Origin of the sequence: Ferrimonas balearica DSM 9799 (genome assembly GCF_000148645.1) — a bacterium.
Taxonomy (GTDB): domain Bacteria; phylum Pseudomonadota; class Gammaproteobacteria; order Enterobacterales; family Shewanellaceae; genus Ferrimonas; species Ferrimonas balearica.
On record NC_014541.1, the window covers coordinates 326525 to 342414 of the forward strand.

The 15890-nt window shown below is 56.5% G+C and carries 8 protein-coding genes, 3 tRNA genes and 3 rRNA genes; 11 read left to right on the forward strand and 3 right to left on the reverse strand.

Annotation, left to right across the window (positions count from 1 at the left end; genetic code table 11):
• Positions 1–48: 48 nt before the first annotated feature.
• Complete coding sequence (gene ccmI, locus FBAL_RS01580; protein ID WP_013343822.1) at positions 49–1299, reverse strand: c-type cytochrome biogenesis protein CcmI; 1251 nt, start codon at positions 1297–1299, stop codon at positions 49–51.
• Between the two features lie 412 nt (positions 1300–1711).
• Here ccmI and FBAL_RS01585 point away from each other — a divergent pair, with 412 nt between their 5' ends.
• The 11 genes from FBAL_RS01585 to FBAL_RS01635 all read left to right on the forward strand — a co-directional run bounded on the left by FBAL_RS01585 (position 1712) and on the right by FBAL_RS01635 (position 12481).
• Positions 1712–3676, forward strand: a complete 1965-nt coding sequence (locus FBAL_RS01585) for a heme lyase CcmF/NrfE family subunit (RefSeq protein ID WP_013343823.1) — start codon at positions 1712–1714, stop codon at positions 3674–3676.
• Positions 3677–3689: 13 nt separating this feature from the next.
• Positions 3690–4244, forward strand: a complete 555-nt coding sequence (locus FBAL_RS01590; RefSeq protein ID WP_013343824.1) for a DsbE family thiol:disulfide interchange protein — start codon at positions 3690–3692, stop codon at positions 4242–4244.
• Positions 4244–4714: a cytochrome c-type biogenesis protein gene (locus FBAL_RS01595; RefSeq protein ID WP_013343825.1), complete on the forward strand. Its 471-nt coding sequence runs from the start codon at positions 4244–4246 to the stop codon at positions 4712–4714. The genes FBAL_RS01590 and FBAL_RS01595 overlap by 1 nt, the downstream gene beginning before the upstream one ends.
• Complete coding sequence (locus FBAL_RS01600) at positions 4714–5265, forward strand: TlpA disulfide reductase family protein (protein WP_013343826.1); 552 nt, start codon at positions 4714–4716, stop codon at positions 5263–5265. Before FBAL_RS01595 ends, FBAL_RS01600 begins: the two co-directional genes overlap by 1 nt.
• Positions 5266–5773: 508 nt before the next feature.
• Positions 5774–7326, forward strand: a 16S ribosomal RNA gene (locus tag FBAL_RS01605).
• A gap of 87 nt (positions 7327–7413) precedes the next feature.
• Positions 7414–7490 (forward strand) — tRNA-Ile (locus tag FBAL_RS01610).
• A gap of 29 nt (positions 7491–7519) precedes the next feature.
• Positions 7520–7595: transfer RNA gene (locus FBAL_RS01615), tRNA-Ala, on the forward strand.
• A gap of 277 nt (positions 7596–7872) precedes the next feature.
• A 23S ribosomal RNA gene (locus FBAL_RS01620) occupies positions 7873–10761 on the forward strand.
• Between the two features lie 91 nt (positions 10762–10852).
• Positions 10853–10967, forward strand: a 5S ribosomal RNA gene (gene rrf / locus FBAL_RS01625).
• Together the 16S, 23S and 5S rRNA genes with 3 tRNA genes alongside form the textbook arrangement of a ribosomal RNA operon.
• A gap of 9 nt (positions 10968–10976) precedes the next feature.
• Positions 10977–11052: transfer RNA gene (locus FBAL_RS01630), tRNA-Thr, on the forward strand.
• A gap of 139 nt (positions 11053–11191) precedes the next feature.
• Entirely contained in the window at positions 11192–12481 is a 1290-nt protein-coding gene (locus FBAL_RS01635; protein WP_013343827.1) for a CinA family nicotinamide mononucleotide deamidase-related protein, read from the forward strand.
• Here FBAL_RS01635 and FBAL_RS01640 read toward each other — a convergent pair.
• Positions 12471–13010, reverse strand: coding sequence for a YceB family lipoprotein (locus FBAL_RS01640; RefSeq protein ID WP_013343828.1), 540 nt, complete (start codon positions 13008–13010; stop codon positions 12471–12473). The two genes, FBAL_RS01635 and FBAL_RS01640, sit on opposite strands and share 11 nt — an antisense overlap.
• A 4-nt stretch (positions 13011–13014) precedes the next feature.
• The gene (gene ppc, locus FBAL_RS01645) at positions 13015–15654 is read right to left on the reverse strand and encodes a phosphoenolpyruvate carboxylase (protein WP_013343829.1); all 2640 of its coding nucleotides are present in this window, start codon (positions 15652–15654) and stop codon (positions 13015–13017) included.
• Between the last annotated feature and the right edge of the window lie 236 nt (positions 15655–15890).

The window sequence follows — 15890 nt, forward strand, 5'->3', positions numbered from 1 at the left end:
AAAAAAGCCTGGCAAATGCCAGGCTTTTTTGTGCGTGTCGTTCCGGTGTTATTCGACGATGGTGTCGATAACCAGAGTGACCTGAGTGCCGAGATCAACGGCGTTCAGTTCACCCAGCAGGTCGCCCGGGGTCGGGGCCGGGCTGCCATCGTGGTTGATGGTGGCCACCAGGTTCACCTGGCTGTGGGCGCTGATCACCATGTCCGGAGACATGGCGGTGCTGTCATCCAAAACCACTTGAGTCGGCAGGTCAGCCACGTTCAGGCGGGCAACGGCAACCGGCATGGCCGGGCCGGAAACCGGGCGGGCAAACAGGAACAGAGAGTCGGACTGGTTGGCCTGGGCTTTCACTGCGTCAGCCAGTTCCACAGTCACGGTCAGGGTTTTGCCAGTGGTGGCAGCCTGTTCCGGCGCGGCGGTTTCACCACCCATGGCGGCACCACTCTGTTCCAGATGCATGCGGGCTTGAGAGATGGCACCCAGAATCGCCTGACGGTCTACGTCTTCACGCGGGCTGGTGAGGATGATCTCCCAGTGTTCGATGGCGGTTTCGTAGTTGGCGTTAAAGAAGGCGTCCATACCCAGCAGCAGGCGGGTAGAGGGGTCTTTGTTGTCATCAGCCAGGGCTTTCTCAACGATGCCCTGAATTTCAGGGTTCATCTTCTGACCGTTGAGGTAGTACATGGCGGTGGCTTTCGGGCCCAGCAGTTCGGCGTGTTCGCCAACCAGGCTCATAACGGTATCAAACGCTTCGATGGCCTTGGTGTACTGGCTGGCAGAGATGTAAGCGTGGCCGAGGGAGAACCAGGCCTGGCTGTTGCTCGGGTCGGCTTGGACCGCTTGCTCCATCTGGGCCAGGCGCATCTGCATCAGCTGGTCCGGATTCATGCCGGCATGCGGGTCATTGCCGCCAACCTGGGCGTTTTGCCAGTCGCTGTAGCGGCCGAGGTCGTGGTAGGTGTAACCGGCTACGGCCAGCAGGGCAACACTCATGATGGCCGGCCAGAGGATGCTCGGCTTCTTGGCGTCGAGGACGTGGTCCTCTTGCTCGGTGTTTTGCAGCAGGTTCAACTGCAGCTCTTTTTTGAAGTCTTCGAACTCTTGCTCGTTGATCCGCCCTTCCGCCAGATCCGTTTCTAATTCCTTGAGGCGCTCGTTGAACAGGCTGAGGTTAGTCTGTTTACGCACCTGAGCATCCGATGCGGCCGCCAGAGCCTTCTGACGACGCCAGAATGGCAGCCAAATGGTGAACAGAGCCAGTGCGGAAAGCACTGCAATACCGAACCAAAAAGTTGTCATAGCTATCTCTATTGAAGCGAAGCGGTAACCGTTGCACCGTCGATATTAAATCGATGAGGCAACCCGATTGAAGAAGGATTATACGGCAAGCGCGAGGGTTGAACAGGGCTCTCTCAGTGCCACTTAGGCCCTGTGAAGCGGTTTGAGGGTGCGGTCACAGTTCATTCAGTAAATTCGTAAGTGGACGAAACTTTTTGAAAACGGGGCGATCCAACGCATGACCGGGGTCCCGGCCAAGCTCGTAAAAACCCTAAAGCCAGTCAGGACATGATGTGAACTGCATCGGCAAAACGGGAAGATTACGGCAGACAACGCAGGGTAACCTGCCTAGAATGGCACCAATGACCCCAATTCACAGTTCCGCAACAGCGGTTGTGGGCTGATATGGATAACACTCCACCGAGGTAAGCTGATGGTTCCGGAACTAGGACATTACTCGCTCATCATTGGGTTGGCATTTGCGGCATTGCTCGCCGTTGTGCCCCTGATTGGCGTCGCACGCAAGGACGCCTATTTGGTGAGTTTCGCCCGCCCCATGGCCTATGGCATGTGTCTCTTTATGGCACTCTCTGTCGTTTGCTTGGGCTACGCCTTTGCCACCGACGATTTCTCTGTCGCCTACGTGGCGCACAACTCCAACAGTCATCTGCCGGTCTACTTTAAGATCGCTGCGATCTGGGGTGGCCACGAGGGCTCCCTGCTGTTCTGGACCTTCTCCATCTCCATCTGGGCTGCGACCGTTTCCGCCTTCAGTAAAGGTTTGGAAGAAGCGTTTACCGCCCGCGTTCTGTCCGTGCTCGGCATGATCATTGTGGGCTTTGCCCTGTTTATGCTGTTCACCTCCAGCCCGTTTGAGCGTCTGCTGCCGAACGTGCCGATGGAGGGCCGTGACCTGAACCCGATGCTGCAGGACGTGGGTCTGATCTTCCACCCGCCGCTGCTGTACCTCGGTTACGTTGGCTTCTCCGTGACCTTCGCCTTTGCGATTGCGGCCCTGATGAGCGGTCGTCTCGACTCCGCCTGGGCTCGTTGGTCCCGTCCGTGGGCACTGGCTGCCTGGGCCTTCCTGACCGCCGGTATCGCTCTGGGCTCCTGGTGGGCTTACTACGAGCTGGGCTGGGGCGGTTGGTGGTTCTGGGATCCGGTAGAAAACGCCTCCTTTATGCCTTGGCTGGTTGGTACTGCCCTGATCCACTCCCTGATTGTGACTGAGAAGCGCGGTACCTTCCGCAACTGGACCATTCTGCTGGCCATCTTCACCTTCTCCCTGTCACTGCTGGGCACCTTCCTGGTTCGTTCCGGTGTACTGACTTCCGTGCACTCCTTTGCGGCTGACCCGTCCCGTGGTCTGTTCATCCTGATCCTGCTGGGTTTGACCATTGGCGGTTCACTGATGCTGTTCGCATTGCGTGCCACCGAACTGGCGTCGCCGTCCCGCTTCGAGCTGCTGTCCAAAGAGACCATGCTGCTGCTCTGTAACGTACTGCTGGTGGTCGCCACCGGTTCCGTACTGCTGGGTACCCTGTACCCGCTGCTGGGTGATGCGCTGGGCCTGGGCCAGATCTCTGTAGGACCTCCGTACTTTAATACCGTGTTTAACCCGATCGTCCTGGTGATGTTCGTGTTCATGGGTATCGGTCCGTTCATTCGCTGGAAGAAAGCGAAAGAGGGTGAGCTGAAGCGTCTGCTGCCGTCCCTGATCGTTGCCATCGTTGTGGCCATTGCCGCTCCGCTGCTGATTGGCGGCAAACTGAATGGCTGGATCTTCGCTGGTCTGTTCACCGCCACCTGGATCACCGCCACCTTGGTGCAAGGCCTCATCCGTGAATGCCGTGACACCGATGGCAGCTTCACCATGCGCCGCATCACCCGTTCCTACGTAGGCATGCAGATTGCCCACCTGGGTATCGCTATGGCCATCGTTGGTGGCACCGTGGTGTCACACTTCGAGTCTGAGCGCTCTGTGCGCATGGGCCCGGGCATCAGCGAGAGCCTGGCGGGTTACACCTTTACCTACGAGCAGACTCGTATGGTTCAGGGTCCGAACTACACCGCCGAGCAGGGCGTGGTGACTGTTACCCAAGACGGCGACTACGTGACCACCCTGTACCCGGATCGCCGTCAGTACAATGTCCGCACCATGGACATGACTGAAGCCGGTATCGACTGGGGCTTCTTCCGCGACCTGTACGTGACCATGGGTGACCCGCTGGATGCGACTCACTATGCGGTCCGTCTGAACTACAAGCCGATGGTTCGTTGGCTGTGGATCGGCTCCATCCTGATGATGGTGGGTGGTATTGTTGCCGCCACTGACAAGCGGATCCGCGCTAAGAAACCTGCGCCGGCCGCGAATGCGAAACTGGCGAACGCGTAAGGAAAAATAGAGCATGAAACGCGCAGCACTCTTTGTACCGCTGTTCATCTTTCTGGGATTGAGTGTGTTCCTGTTTAAGGGGTTGTTCCTTGACCCCTCTAAACTGGATTCCGTGCTGGTGGGCAACCCGGTGCCCACCTTTGAACTGGAAACACTGGAAGACGCGGGCGTTAAGATCACCAACGAGGATCTGTTGGGCGACGTGTACCTCATCAACGTGTGGGCCACCTGGTGTCCCTCCTGTAAGTATGAGCACCCGTTCCTGAACCAACTCCAGCGCCAGGGCGCCATTAAGATCTACGGCGTCAACTACCGTGACGAGCGTGATCTGGCGATCCGCTATCTGGCGCAGAGTGGTGATCCTTACACTCGCAACATCTTCGACCCGGAAGGCACTCTCTCTTTTGATATGGGTGTGTACGGCGCGCCGGAGACCTTTGTGGTAGACCACAACGGCATCGTGCGTCACCGCTTTGCCGGTGTGCTTGAGCCGCAGGTGTGGGCCAAGGACTTTATGCCGCTGATCCAGCAGATCCGTGCTGAAGCGGCAGCAGAGGGGAACTCCTGATGAAACGTTTGTTCCAGCTGGTCGCGATCATGCTGTTTGCGGGGGCGGTGCATGCTACCCCCATTGATACTTACGAGTTTAAGAACGACGCCAACCGTGAGCGTGGTGTGAAACTGGCCGCTGAGCTGCGTTGTCCGCAGTGTCAGAACCAGAACCTGCACGACTCCAACTCGCCCATCGCCAAAGATATGCGCCTTCAGGTGTATGAAATGGTCGATCAGGGTAAGAGCAACGATGAGATCGTGGGTTACTTCACCCAGCGTTACGGTGACTTCGTTCGTTACAAGCCGGCCTTTGATGCGCGCACCTACGTGCTGTGGCTGGGTCCGGTAGCGTTCTTTGTTGTTGGTGGCCTGGCACTGTTCGCGTTCGTTCGCAGTCAGCGTCAGCAATCCGGTGGCACAGTGGAGGTCAGCGCCGACGATGAGGCGAAGCTGGCTAAACTGCTGGACCAGGACAAGAACGCCTGATGAAAGTCGTTGTGTATTTGGTATTGGCGCTGCTCTCGAGCAGCGCCTTTGCGTATCCGGGCGCGACTAAGGTGGCAGAAGACCCGGCTTTGTCCCGCTTTATTCACCTGAGCAAACCCCAGGACCTCGACAGCGTTCAGCTGGTGGCACCCGATGGTCAGCCGATTCAGCTGTCCGATCTGAAAGGCCAACCGGTGATGATCAACCTGTGGGCGACCTGGTGTCCGCCGTGTGTCCGTGAGCTGCCGTCACTGGCGCGCTTCCGTGCGGATTTCGAAGCCCGGGGTCTGAAGGTGGTGCCGATCGCCATCGATTACGATCCTGCCGTGGTGCAGCCGTTCCTCAACCAGCTGGAGTTGCCGGAGTTCCGTACCTGGTATGACTCCGTCAATGCCATGGGGCAGATCGTGCCTACCGATCTGGTTCCGGCCACCTATATCCTGGATGAGCAGGGGCGTCTTGTGGCCTTCGTGCGCAGTTTTGTCGATTGGGACAATGCGGCTGTGCGTGAGGTGATGGAGCGCTATCTGCCGGCGGCCAAGTCCCAGTAAAGCGGACCTGGATCCCACAATGATCACGGATCAGCTCAAAGAAGCATCAATCGATCCGTGATCATTCATTTGGGTATTGCACCCGTAAAATCCCTCCCTATAATGCGCCCTCACGTTGACGGGGAAGGCGGCCAAGCGCAGAGCCACCGGTTAACAAGGCAGCAGCCACTCAATAAACTTCATCAAAAAGGGCTTGACCCGATGAGTTAACTGAGTAAAATGGCGCTCCGCTTCAGGGAAGGAGCCGAAAGGCACAAAACCTGAAGTTTTGAAGTTCAACGCTTCGCTTCGAAAGAACGAAAAAATGCTTGACTTCACTAAGGGACAGCGTAGAATGCGCATCCCGCTTCGGTAAGAAAACGAAGCGACGCTCTTTAACAATTTGTCAGACAATCTGTGTGGGCACTCACGCAGTGTTGAGAAATCATCATTTTCTCGATGCTACTGAGTGACACCAAGTTAATTCAGTATTCATTGAGTAGCTTCTACGGAAGCAAATCAAAATCTTTAATTGAAGAGTTTGATCATGGCTCAGATTGAACGCTGGCGGCAGGCCTAACACATGCAAGTCGAGCGGCAGCGACAACATTGAACCTTCGGGGGATTTGTTGGGCGGCGAGCGGCGGACGGGTGAGTAATGCTTAGGAATTTGCCCAGTCGAGGGGGACAACAGTTGGAAACGACTGCTAATACCGCATACGCCCTACGGGGGAAAGCAGGGGCTCTTCGGACCTTGCGCGATTGGATAAGCCTAAGTGAGATTAGCTAGTTGGTGAGGTAATGGCTCACCAAGGCGACGATCTCTAGCTGGTTTGAGAGGATGATCAGCCACACTGGGACTGAGACACGGCCCAGACTCCTACGGGAGGCAGCAGTGGGGAATATTGCACAATGGGCGAAAGCCTGATGCAGCCATGCCGCGTGTGTGAAGAAGGCCTTCGGGTTGTAAAGCACTTTCAGCGAGGAGGAAAGGTTAGTGGTTAATACCCGCTAGCTGTGACGTTACTCGCAGAAGAAGCACCGGCTAACTCCGTGCCAGCAGCCGCGGTAATACGGAGGGTGCGAGCGTTAATCGGAATTACTGGGCGTAAAGCGCATGCAGGCGGCCAAGTCAGTCAGATGTGAAAGCCCCGGGCTTAACCTGGGAATTGCATTTGATACTGCTTGGCTAGAGTCCTTGAGAGGGGGGTAGAATTTCAGGTGTAGCGGTGAAATGCGTAGAGATCTGAAGGAATACCAGTGGCGAAGGCGGCCCCCTGGCAAGAGACTGACGCTCAGATGCGAAAGCGTGGGGAGCAAACAGGATTAGATACCCTGGTAGTCCACGCCGTAAACGATGTCTATTAGGAGTCTGTGACCTTGAGTCGTGGGTTCCAAAGCTAACGCATTAAATAGACCGCCTGGGGAGTACGGCCGCAAGGTTAAAACTCAAATGAATTGACGGGGGCCCGCACAAGCGGTGGAGCATGTGGTTTAATTCGATGCAACGCGAAGAACCTTACCTACCCTTGACATCCAGAGAACTTACCAGAGATGGTTTGGTGCCTTCGGGAACTCTGAGACAGGTGCTGCATGGCTGTCGTCAGCTCGTGTTGTGAAATGTTGGGTTAAGTCCCGCAACGAGCGCAACCCTTGTCCTATGTTGCCAGCGCGTAATGGCGGGAACTCATGGGAGACTGCCGGTGATAAACCGGAGGAAGGTGGGGACGACGTCAAGTCATCATGGCCCTTACGGGTAGGGCTACACACGTGCTACAATGGTCAGTACAAAGGGTTGCCAACTCGCGAGAGTGAGCCAATCCCATAAAGCTGGTCGTAGTCCGGATTGGAGTCTGCAACTCGACTCCATGAAGTCGGAATCGCTAGTAATCGTGGATCAGAATGCCACGGTGAATACGTTCCCGGGCCTTGTACACACCGCCCGTCACACCATGGGAGTGGGCTGCAAAAGAAGTGGGTAGTTTAACCTTCGGGAGGACGCTCACCACTTTGTGGTTCATGACTGGGGTGAAGTCGTAACAAGGTAGCCCTAGGGGAACCTGGGGCTGGATCACCTCCTTAACGACATGAATTCTTGCCTGCGTCGAGTGTTCACACAGATTGTCTGACGAAAAGTAGAGAGTGGCTGCAATTGCAGCGCACGGCGATGGGTCTGTAGCTCAGTTGGTTAGAGCGCACCCCTGATAAGGGTGAGGTCGGTAGTTCAAATCTACTCAGACCCACCAATCTTCTGGATTGGTTCGCCACACGGTATGGGGCTATAGCTCAGCTGGGAGAGCGCCTGCTTTGCACGCAGGAGGTCAGCGGTTCGATCCCGCTTAGCTCCACCACTTACTCTTAGGGAATAAGAGGCCAAAGATAAATTGCATAATTTACCTTTGGCTTTTTTAAGCCTTGCTCTTTAACAATTTGGATAAGCTGATAAATTTCTCGAGAAATTGTAAGAGTAAACTTCTTGCAAGTGTCTTGATATCCGGCGATTCAGCGTAAAGCTGAATAACGAAACATTTGGTTGCGTCATATGCGTAATGTGCTTTGCAAAGCTCATTACGGTTGCAACGAGATTTGGTTCTACCAAAGCTCAAGCAAGACCCCTTGGGGTTGTATGGTTAAGCGACTAAGCGTACACGGTGGATGCCTTGGCAGTCAGAGGCGATGAAGGACGTGCTAACCTGCGAAAAGCTCAGATGAGGCGGTAAGAGCCACTTGAGTCTGAGATGTCCGAATGGGGAAACCCGGCACCATAAGGTGTCATCAGTTACTGAATACATAGGTAACTGAGGCGAACCTGGGGAACTGAAACATCTAAGTACCCAGAGGAAAAGAAATCAACCGAGATTCCCTTAGTAGCGGCGAGCGAACGGGGATTAGCCCTTAAGCATTGAGGAAGTTAGTGGAACAAGCTGGAAAGCTTGGCGACACAGGGTGATAGCCCCGTACATGAAAACGACCACAGTGTGAAATCGAGTAGGACGGGACACGTGTTATCTTGTCTGAACATGGGGGGACCATCCTCCAAGGCTAAATACTCCTGACTGACCGATAGTGAACCAGTACCGTGAGGGAAAGGCGAAAAGAACCCCTGTGAGGGGAGTGAAATAGAACCTGAAACCGTGTACGTACAAGCAGTAGGAGCCCTTCGAGGGTGACTGCGTACCTTTTGTATAATGGGTCAGCGACTTACATTCTGTAGCAAGGTTAACCGAATAGGGGAGCCGTAGGGAAACCGAGTCTTAACTGGGCGTCATAGTTGCAGGGTGTAGACCCGAAACCCGGTGATCTAGCCATGGGCAGGTTGAAGGTGCCGTAACAGGTACTGGAGGACCGAACCGACTAATGTTGCAAAATTAGCGGATGACTTGTGGTTAGGGGTGAAAGGCCAATCAAACCGGGAGATAGCTGGTTCTCCTCGAAAGCTATTTAGGTAGCGCCTCGTGTCTCACCATTGGGGGTAGAGCACTGTTTGGGCTAGGGGGTCATCCCGACTTACCAACCCCATGCAAACTCCGAATACCAATGAGTGCAATCACGGGAGACACACGGCGGGTGCTAACGTCCGTCGTGGAGAGGGAAACAACCCAGACCGCCAGCTAAGGTCCCAAAGTTATCGCTAAGTGGGAAACGATGTGGGAAGGCTTAGACAGCTAGGAGGTTGGCTTAGAAGCAGCCACCCTTTAAAGAAAGCGTAATAGCTCACTAGTCGAGTCGGCCTGCGCGGAAGATGTAACGGGGCTAAGCGATACACCGAAGCTGCGGAAGCACACTTGTTGTGCTTGGTAGAGGAGCGTTCTGTAAGCGGTTGAAGCGGAATTGAGAAGTTCCGTGGACGTATCAGAAGTGCGAATGCTGACATGAGTAACGTTAAAGCGGGTGAAAAACCCGCTCGCCGGAAGACCAAGGGTTCCTGTCCAACGTTAATCGGGGCAGGGTGAGTCGGCCCCTAAGGCGAGGTCGAAAGACGTAGTCGATGGGAAACGGGTTAATATTCCCGTACTGCTGATTACTGCGATGGAGAGACGGAGAAGGCTAGGCCAGCACGGCGTTGGTTGTCCGTGTTTAAGGTAGTAGGCGGTGAACTTAGGCAAATCCGGGTTCACATAACGCTGAGAGCTGATGACGAGCCACTACGGTGGTGAAGTGGTTGATGCCATGCTTCCAGGAAAATCTTCTAAGCTTCAGGTAATTAGCAACCGTACCCCAAACCAACACTGGTGGTCAGGTAGAGAATACCAAGGCGCTTGAGAGAACTCGGGTGAAGGAACTAGGCAAAATGGTACCGTAACTTCGGGAGAAGGTACGCTCCTGCCGGTGATGAGACTTGCTCTCTAAGCTAGTGGGAGTCGCAGATACCAGGTGGCTGCAACTGTTTATCAAAAACACAGCACTGTGCAAACTCGTAAGAGGACGTATACGGTGTGACGCCTGCCCGGTGCCGGAAGGTTAATTGATGGGGTTAGTTTTCGGACGAAGCTCTTGATCGAAGCCCCGGTAAACGGCGGCCGTAACTATAACGGTCCTAAGGTAGCGAAATTCCTTGTCGGGTAAGTTCCGACCTGCACGAATGGCGTAATGATGGCCACGCTGTCTCCACCCGAGACTCAGTGAAATTGAAATCGCTGTGAAGATGCAGTGTACCCGCGGCTAGACGGAAAGACCCCGTGAACCTTTACTACAGCTTGGCACTGAACATTGAACCTACATGTGTAGGATAGGTGGGAGGCTTTGAAGCAATGACGCCAGTCGTTGTGGAGCCGTCCTTGAAATACCACCCTTGTATGTTTGATGTTCTAACGTTGGTCCCTTATCGGGATTGCGGACAGTGCCTGGTGGGTAGTTTGACTGGGGCGGTCTCCTCCCAAAGAGTAACGGAGGAGCACGAAGGTTGGCTAATCATGGTCGGACATCATGAGGTTAGTGCAAAGGCATAAGCCAGCTTAACTGCGAGACAGACACGTCGAGCAGGTACGAAAGTAGGTCTTAGTGATCCGGTGGTTCTGAATGGAAGGGCCATCGCTCAACGGATAAAAGGTACTCCGGGGATAACAGGCTGATACCGCCCAAGAGTTCATATCGACGGCGGTGTTTGGCACCTCGATGTCGGCTCATCACATCCTGGGGCTGAAGTCGGTCCCAAGGGTATGGCTGTTCGCCATTTAAAGTGGTACGCGAGCTGGGTTCAGAACGTCGTGAGACAGTTCGGTCCCTATCTGCCGTGGGCGTTTGAGAATTGAGAGGGGCTGCTCCTAGTACGAGAGGACCGGAGTGGACGAACCTCTGGTGTTCCGGTTGTCACGCCAGTGGCATTGCCGGGTAGCTAAGTTCGGAATCGATAACCGCTGAAAGCATCTAAGCGGGAAGCGAGCCTCAAGATGAGTTCTCACTGACTCCTCGAGAGTCCTAAAGGGCCGTCGAAGACTACGACGTTGATAGGCAGGGTGTGTAAGCGTTGTGAGGCGTTGAGCTAACCTGTACTAATGACCCGTGAGGCTTAACCATACAACACCCAAGTGGTTTTGTTTGTCGGATATCCGACCTTGTAAGAAGACCTTACACCGAGAAACAGCTTTTCCGAATTGTACGATTTTTGCCTGGTGGCAATAGCGTCGTGGCCCCACCTGATCCCATGCCGAACTCAGAAGTGAAACGCGACCGCGCCGATGGTAGTGTGGCAGTTGCCATGCGAGAGTAGGTCACCGCCAGGCTCCTAATTTGCTGATATAGCTCAGTTGGTAGAGTGCACCCTTGGTAAGGGTGAGGTCCCCAGTTCGAATCTGGGTATCAGCACCATTCTTCAAAACCCAGCCTTCCGGCTGGGTTTTGTCGTTTCTGGCCGACGAAAACTGTGTCGGCTCCCTCCTCTGATACTTGTCCCCAACTGAGCGCTCCTTTAGGGTGTGGCCAACGCCATACGATGAAAAGGAACATCATGCGCTTTGAAATGATATGCACCGGTGAAGAGGTGCTGTCCGGCCAGATCATTGATACCAACGCGGCGTGGGTAGCCCAAACTCTGATGTCGCAGGGCATTGAGATGCAAAGGCGGATGACGGTGGGAGACCGTCTGGAAGATTTGGTTGAGGCTTTCCGCAGCTGCGCCGGTCGTGCTGATGTGGTGTTGGTGAACGGCGGGCTTGGACCCACTGCGGATGATCTCAGCGCTGAAGCGATGGCCACACTGCTTGAGGTCCCTCTGGAGCTTAATGCAGAGTGGCTGGAAACCATGACACGGCTGTTTGAGCGCCGTGGCCGCACCATGTCGGATAAGAACCGCAAGCAGGCGCTGTTGCCCAAGGGTGCGACTATGGTGGACAACCCGGTGGGTACCGCCTGTGGTTTTCGCGCCTGCTACCAGGGTACCTGGTATTTCTTTACCCCCGGGGTGCCCTCTGAGCTGAAACGCATGGTGCATGAGCAGCTGTTGCCCTGGTTGAAGGCCTCCTTCCCCATTGAGGTACCCGTCGGCTTGCACCGTATGCTGACCATTGGGCAGGGGGAGTCCAACCTGGCCCAACTGTTGGAACCCATCCCGCTGCCACCAGGCGTTACCCTCGGCTTTCGTGCCTCTTTGCCCTATATCGAGATTAAGCTGTTGCAGCGTCGCCCGGTCGATCCGGCCGATTGGCAACCGTTGTTGTCCGCTTATCGTGAGGCGCTGGGTGACGCGCTGATTGGTGAGAACATCAAAACCCTGCCGGAGGCGGTGCATCGGGCTCTGCTGGCTGAGGGGAAGACTCTGGCCACCGCGGAGTCGTGCACCGGTGGCATGGTTGCCAGTCAGCTGGTCGATCTGGCCGGCAGTTCGGCGTATCTGGTTGCGGGTCTGGTGACCTACAGCAACGACGCGAAAAAGGCGCTTCTGGGCGTCTCAGAGGCCACGTTGCAACAGCATGGGGCGGTATCCCTGGAAACGGTGCTGGAGATGGCTCAGGGCGCGCGGACGCGTATGGGCACTGATATGGCGGTCAGTATCAGTGGCATTGCCGGGCCGGATGGTGGCACTGAGGCCAAACCGGTGGGCACCGTAAGCTTTGCGTTGGCGACGGAACAGGGATGTGTGGCGCAGACACTGCACCTGGGGGCGCGGGACAGAAACGCCATCCGCCTGCTGGCTGCAACGGTGGCGTTGGATATGGTCAGGCGGGCCCTGCTGGGCCTGCCTGTGGTAGCGGAATATGGCTACCTGAATCGGGTCGAGCAGTGCCAGATTACGGCTTAAGGACAAATTCCAACTGGCCGGGGCTGACTTTCAGTTCCCGGCCGAATTGTCGCAGCAGATCCTCTTTCCAGCCCTGCTGGTCCAGCTGGTATACCGGCTGGTTTTCCAGATAGAGCTTAACCACCTGCATCGCTTCCCGGCTTAGCGGGATCAACAGCTGCTCCAGTTCTTCCGGGCTGGCACTGACCTCAGACAACGCCACATCCTTCAGATATACGCTGTGATCATCTGAGTCATACCAAGGCTTTGCGCTGAAAGTGAACGCCAACTCCGCACGCAGCGGGATAAGCGGTGTTTTCACCTTTACGCTGCTGCGGGTGCGGATGGCAACGCGTTCCGCCTCATCACCAATGGTCACGTCGATGTCCGAGAGGGTCATCGTGGCGCTGAGGCCAGGATTCAACTCGGCCCGTTGCTCTTTGCGCAGGGCGTTGTTGAGGTAGCCCTCCAGCTCCGTCTCGGTCACGGAGTAGGAGGCCGCACAGCCTCCCAGTCCCAGTGTGACCAACAGCAGTGTCAGTACACGCATGGCGTTAACCCGTGTTACGCAGGCCAGCAGCGATGCCGGCGATGGTGATCATCAACGCCTGCTGCAAAGCCGGATCTTCCGGTTCCTGACGGCAGCGACGCAGCAGCTCCGCCTGCAGGAAGTTGAGCGGATCGATGTAGGGGTGACGCAGCGCAACGGACTCTTTGTTCCAGGGCGTCAGGTCCATAAGGCCCTGCTCCTGAGTCAGGTTCAGCACACTGCGAACGCCGATTTCGAGGCTTTGGCGCAGCTTCTCACCAAGACCATGCAACTCAGGCTTCACCAGGATCTGCTCGTAGTAACGGGACAGGTTCGGTTCGGACTTGGCGTACACCATCTCCAGCATCGACAGACGGGTGCGGAACAGCGGCCAGTTCAGGAACATCTCCTGCAGCGTCTCCTGGTGACCCTGGTCAATGGCGTTCTGCAGACTCTCACCGGCGCCCAGCCAAGCAGGCAGCATCAGTCGGTTCTGGGTCCAGGCGAAAATCCAGGGAATGGCCCGCAGGGACTCAACGCCGCCGTCAGCACGGCGCTTGGCCGGGCGACTGCCCAGCGGCAGAGCGGACAGTTCCAGCTCAGGGGTCGCGGCGCGGAAGTAGGGGACGAAGTCTGGCTCATCCTGCACGATTTGACGGTAAGCGCGCACGGAATCGTCCGCGATGCTGTCCATCAGGCTGCGCCACTCCGGTTTGGGCGCCAATGGCGGCAGCAGGGTCGCTTCAAGCACCGCTGAGGTGTAGAGCGCCAGACTCTGTACTGCCACTTCCGGCAAGCCGAATTTAAAGCGGATCATCTCACCCTGTTCGGTGACCCGCAGACGGCTGTCTACGGAGCCCGGGGGCTGGGACAGGATCGCTTCGTGAGCCGGGCCGCCGCCACGGCCGATGGAGCCACCACGGCCATGGAACAGGGTCAGGGCTACGCCCGCATCCTTGCAGACACTCACCAGCGCTTCCTGAGCACGGTATTGGGCCCAGGAGGCGGCCATTACCCCGGCGTCCTTAGCGGAGTCGGAGTAACCAATCATTACCTGCTGTTTGCCGCGGCAGTAACCCAGGTACCAGTCGATCTGCAGCAGGTTGCGCATCACCGCCGGGGCGTTGTCGAGGTCGCTGAGGGTTTCGAACAGCGGCACGATGGGCAGGGCAAAATTGCAGTCACACTCTTTGAGCAGCAGCGCCACGGCCAGAACATCGGAGGCCTCGCTGGCCATGGAGATGACGTAGGAACCCAGTGCTTCCGGGCTTTGCTGGCCAATCAGGCGGCAGGTATCCAGTACCTCCTGAGTATCGGCAGAGGCTTGCCACTGGTGCGGCAGCAGCGGACGGCGGCTGGCCAGTTCCCGCAGCAGGAACGATTGCTTCTCCGCTTCGCTCCAGTGCAGGTAGTCGCCGAGGCCCAGGTAACGGGTGATCTCAGCAATGGCGCTGGCGTGGCGGTCGGAGCTTTGACGGATGTCGACGCGCACCAGGGTCAGGCCGAAACAGTGGATGCGGCGCAGGGTGTCCAGCAGCAGGCCATTGGCGATCAGGCGCATGCCCTGATCGAGCAGGCTTTGGTAGATCAGCTCAAGGGGTTCGAGCAGGTCTTTCTTATGCCAGATCAGGGTGCTGGGGTTGGTTTTCGGCTGTTGGCCATCAAGACGGGCCATCAGGTAATCCTGGGTGTCGCTCAGCTTCTCGCGCAGCTGACGCAACAGGATGCGGTAAGGTTCGCGGTGATCGCCCACCATGGCGCGGATGGCCTGGTCGCAATCGGTCATCGACAGCTCGCCAATCAGCTGGTTGATGTCTTCCAGGTAGAGGCGGGTCGCAGTGCAGCGGTTACGCAGCAGCACCTCTTCGCTGACCTTGGCGGTGACAAAGGGGTTGCCGTCCCGATCGCCGCCCATCCAGCTGGAGAAACGAACCGGCGCCACGTGCGGCGGCAGTTGGCGGCCGGCGTGCTCTTCGACTTGTTCATTCAACTGGCGCAGGAACTCCGGTACCGCATGCCACAGGCTGGTTTCGACGGTGGCCATGCCCCAGCGCGCTTCGTCCACCGGAGTGGGGCGCTGCTTGCGGATCTCGTTGGTGTGCCAGATCTGGGCAACCAGCTGGCGCATGCGCAGCTGGTTGCGCTTGGTTTCGCGTTCACTGAGCTGCGGGTTCTCGCGCTCGCTCAGACACTCGATCAGAGCGGAGTATTTGCTGATCAGGGTGCGACGGGTCACCTCTGTGGGGTGAGCGGTCAGCACCAGGTCGATCTCAAGTTTTTCCAACTCGTCGATCAGCTGGTCCGGTTTCAGCTGGGCCTTGCCGTTAAACAGGCGACCCAGCAGCAGATCAACCGGGTCCGGTACACACACCAGCTCGTCGCAGTTGCGGGAGATGGTGTGGAACTGCTCGGCGATGTTGGCGAGGTTGAGGAATTGGTTAAAGGCACTGGCAAAGGGCACCAGCTGTTCGTCAGGCAGCTCGGAGAGCAGTGCCAACATCTTGGACTGGGCCTCGGTATCCCCCTGGCGAGAGGCTTTGGACAGCTGCCGCACCTCTTCAATCAGATTCAAAAATGCGGCGCCATGCTCAGCTTCGATGGTCTCGCCTAAAATATCGCCCAGCAGGTGGACGTTCGCCTTTAGGGGGGCGTACATATCAGTCATTGAGGTTCCCTTGCCTTATACCCGGTTGTCCTGATCCTGAGTCGCGCTCGGAGCTGGGTCAATAGCCCAATTCGGAATTTCCTCATCCATGAAGGGAATTCTGTGCACTGCGCCCGAACTGTGTTTTTCTGCCTCGAAAACGAAGTGATTTCGAAAAAATAAAAATGCTATAGGGTTGCATAATAAATCACTCTTGGTACTCTGTGCTCATCTCACGGAGTGACCAGTATGACCAT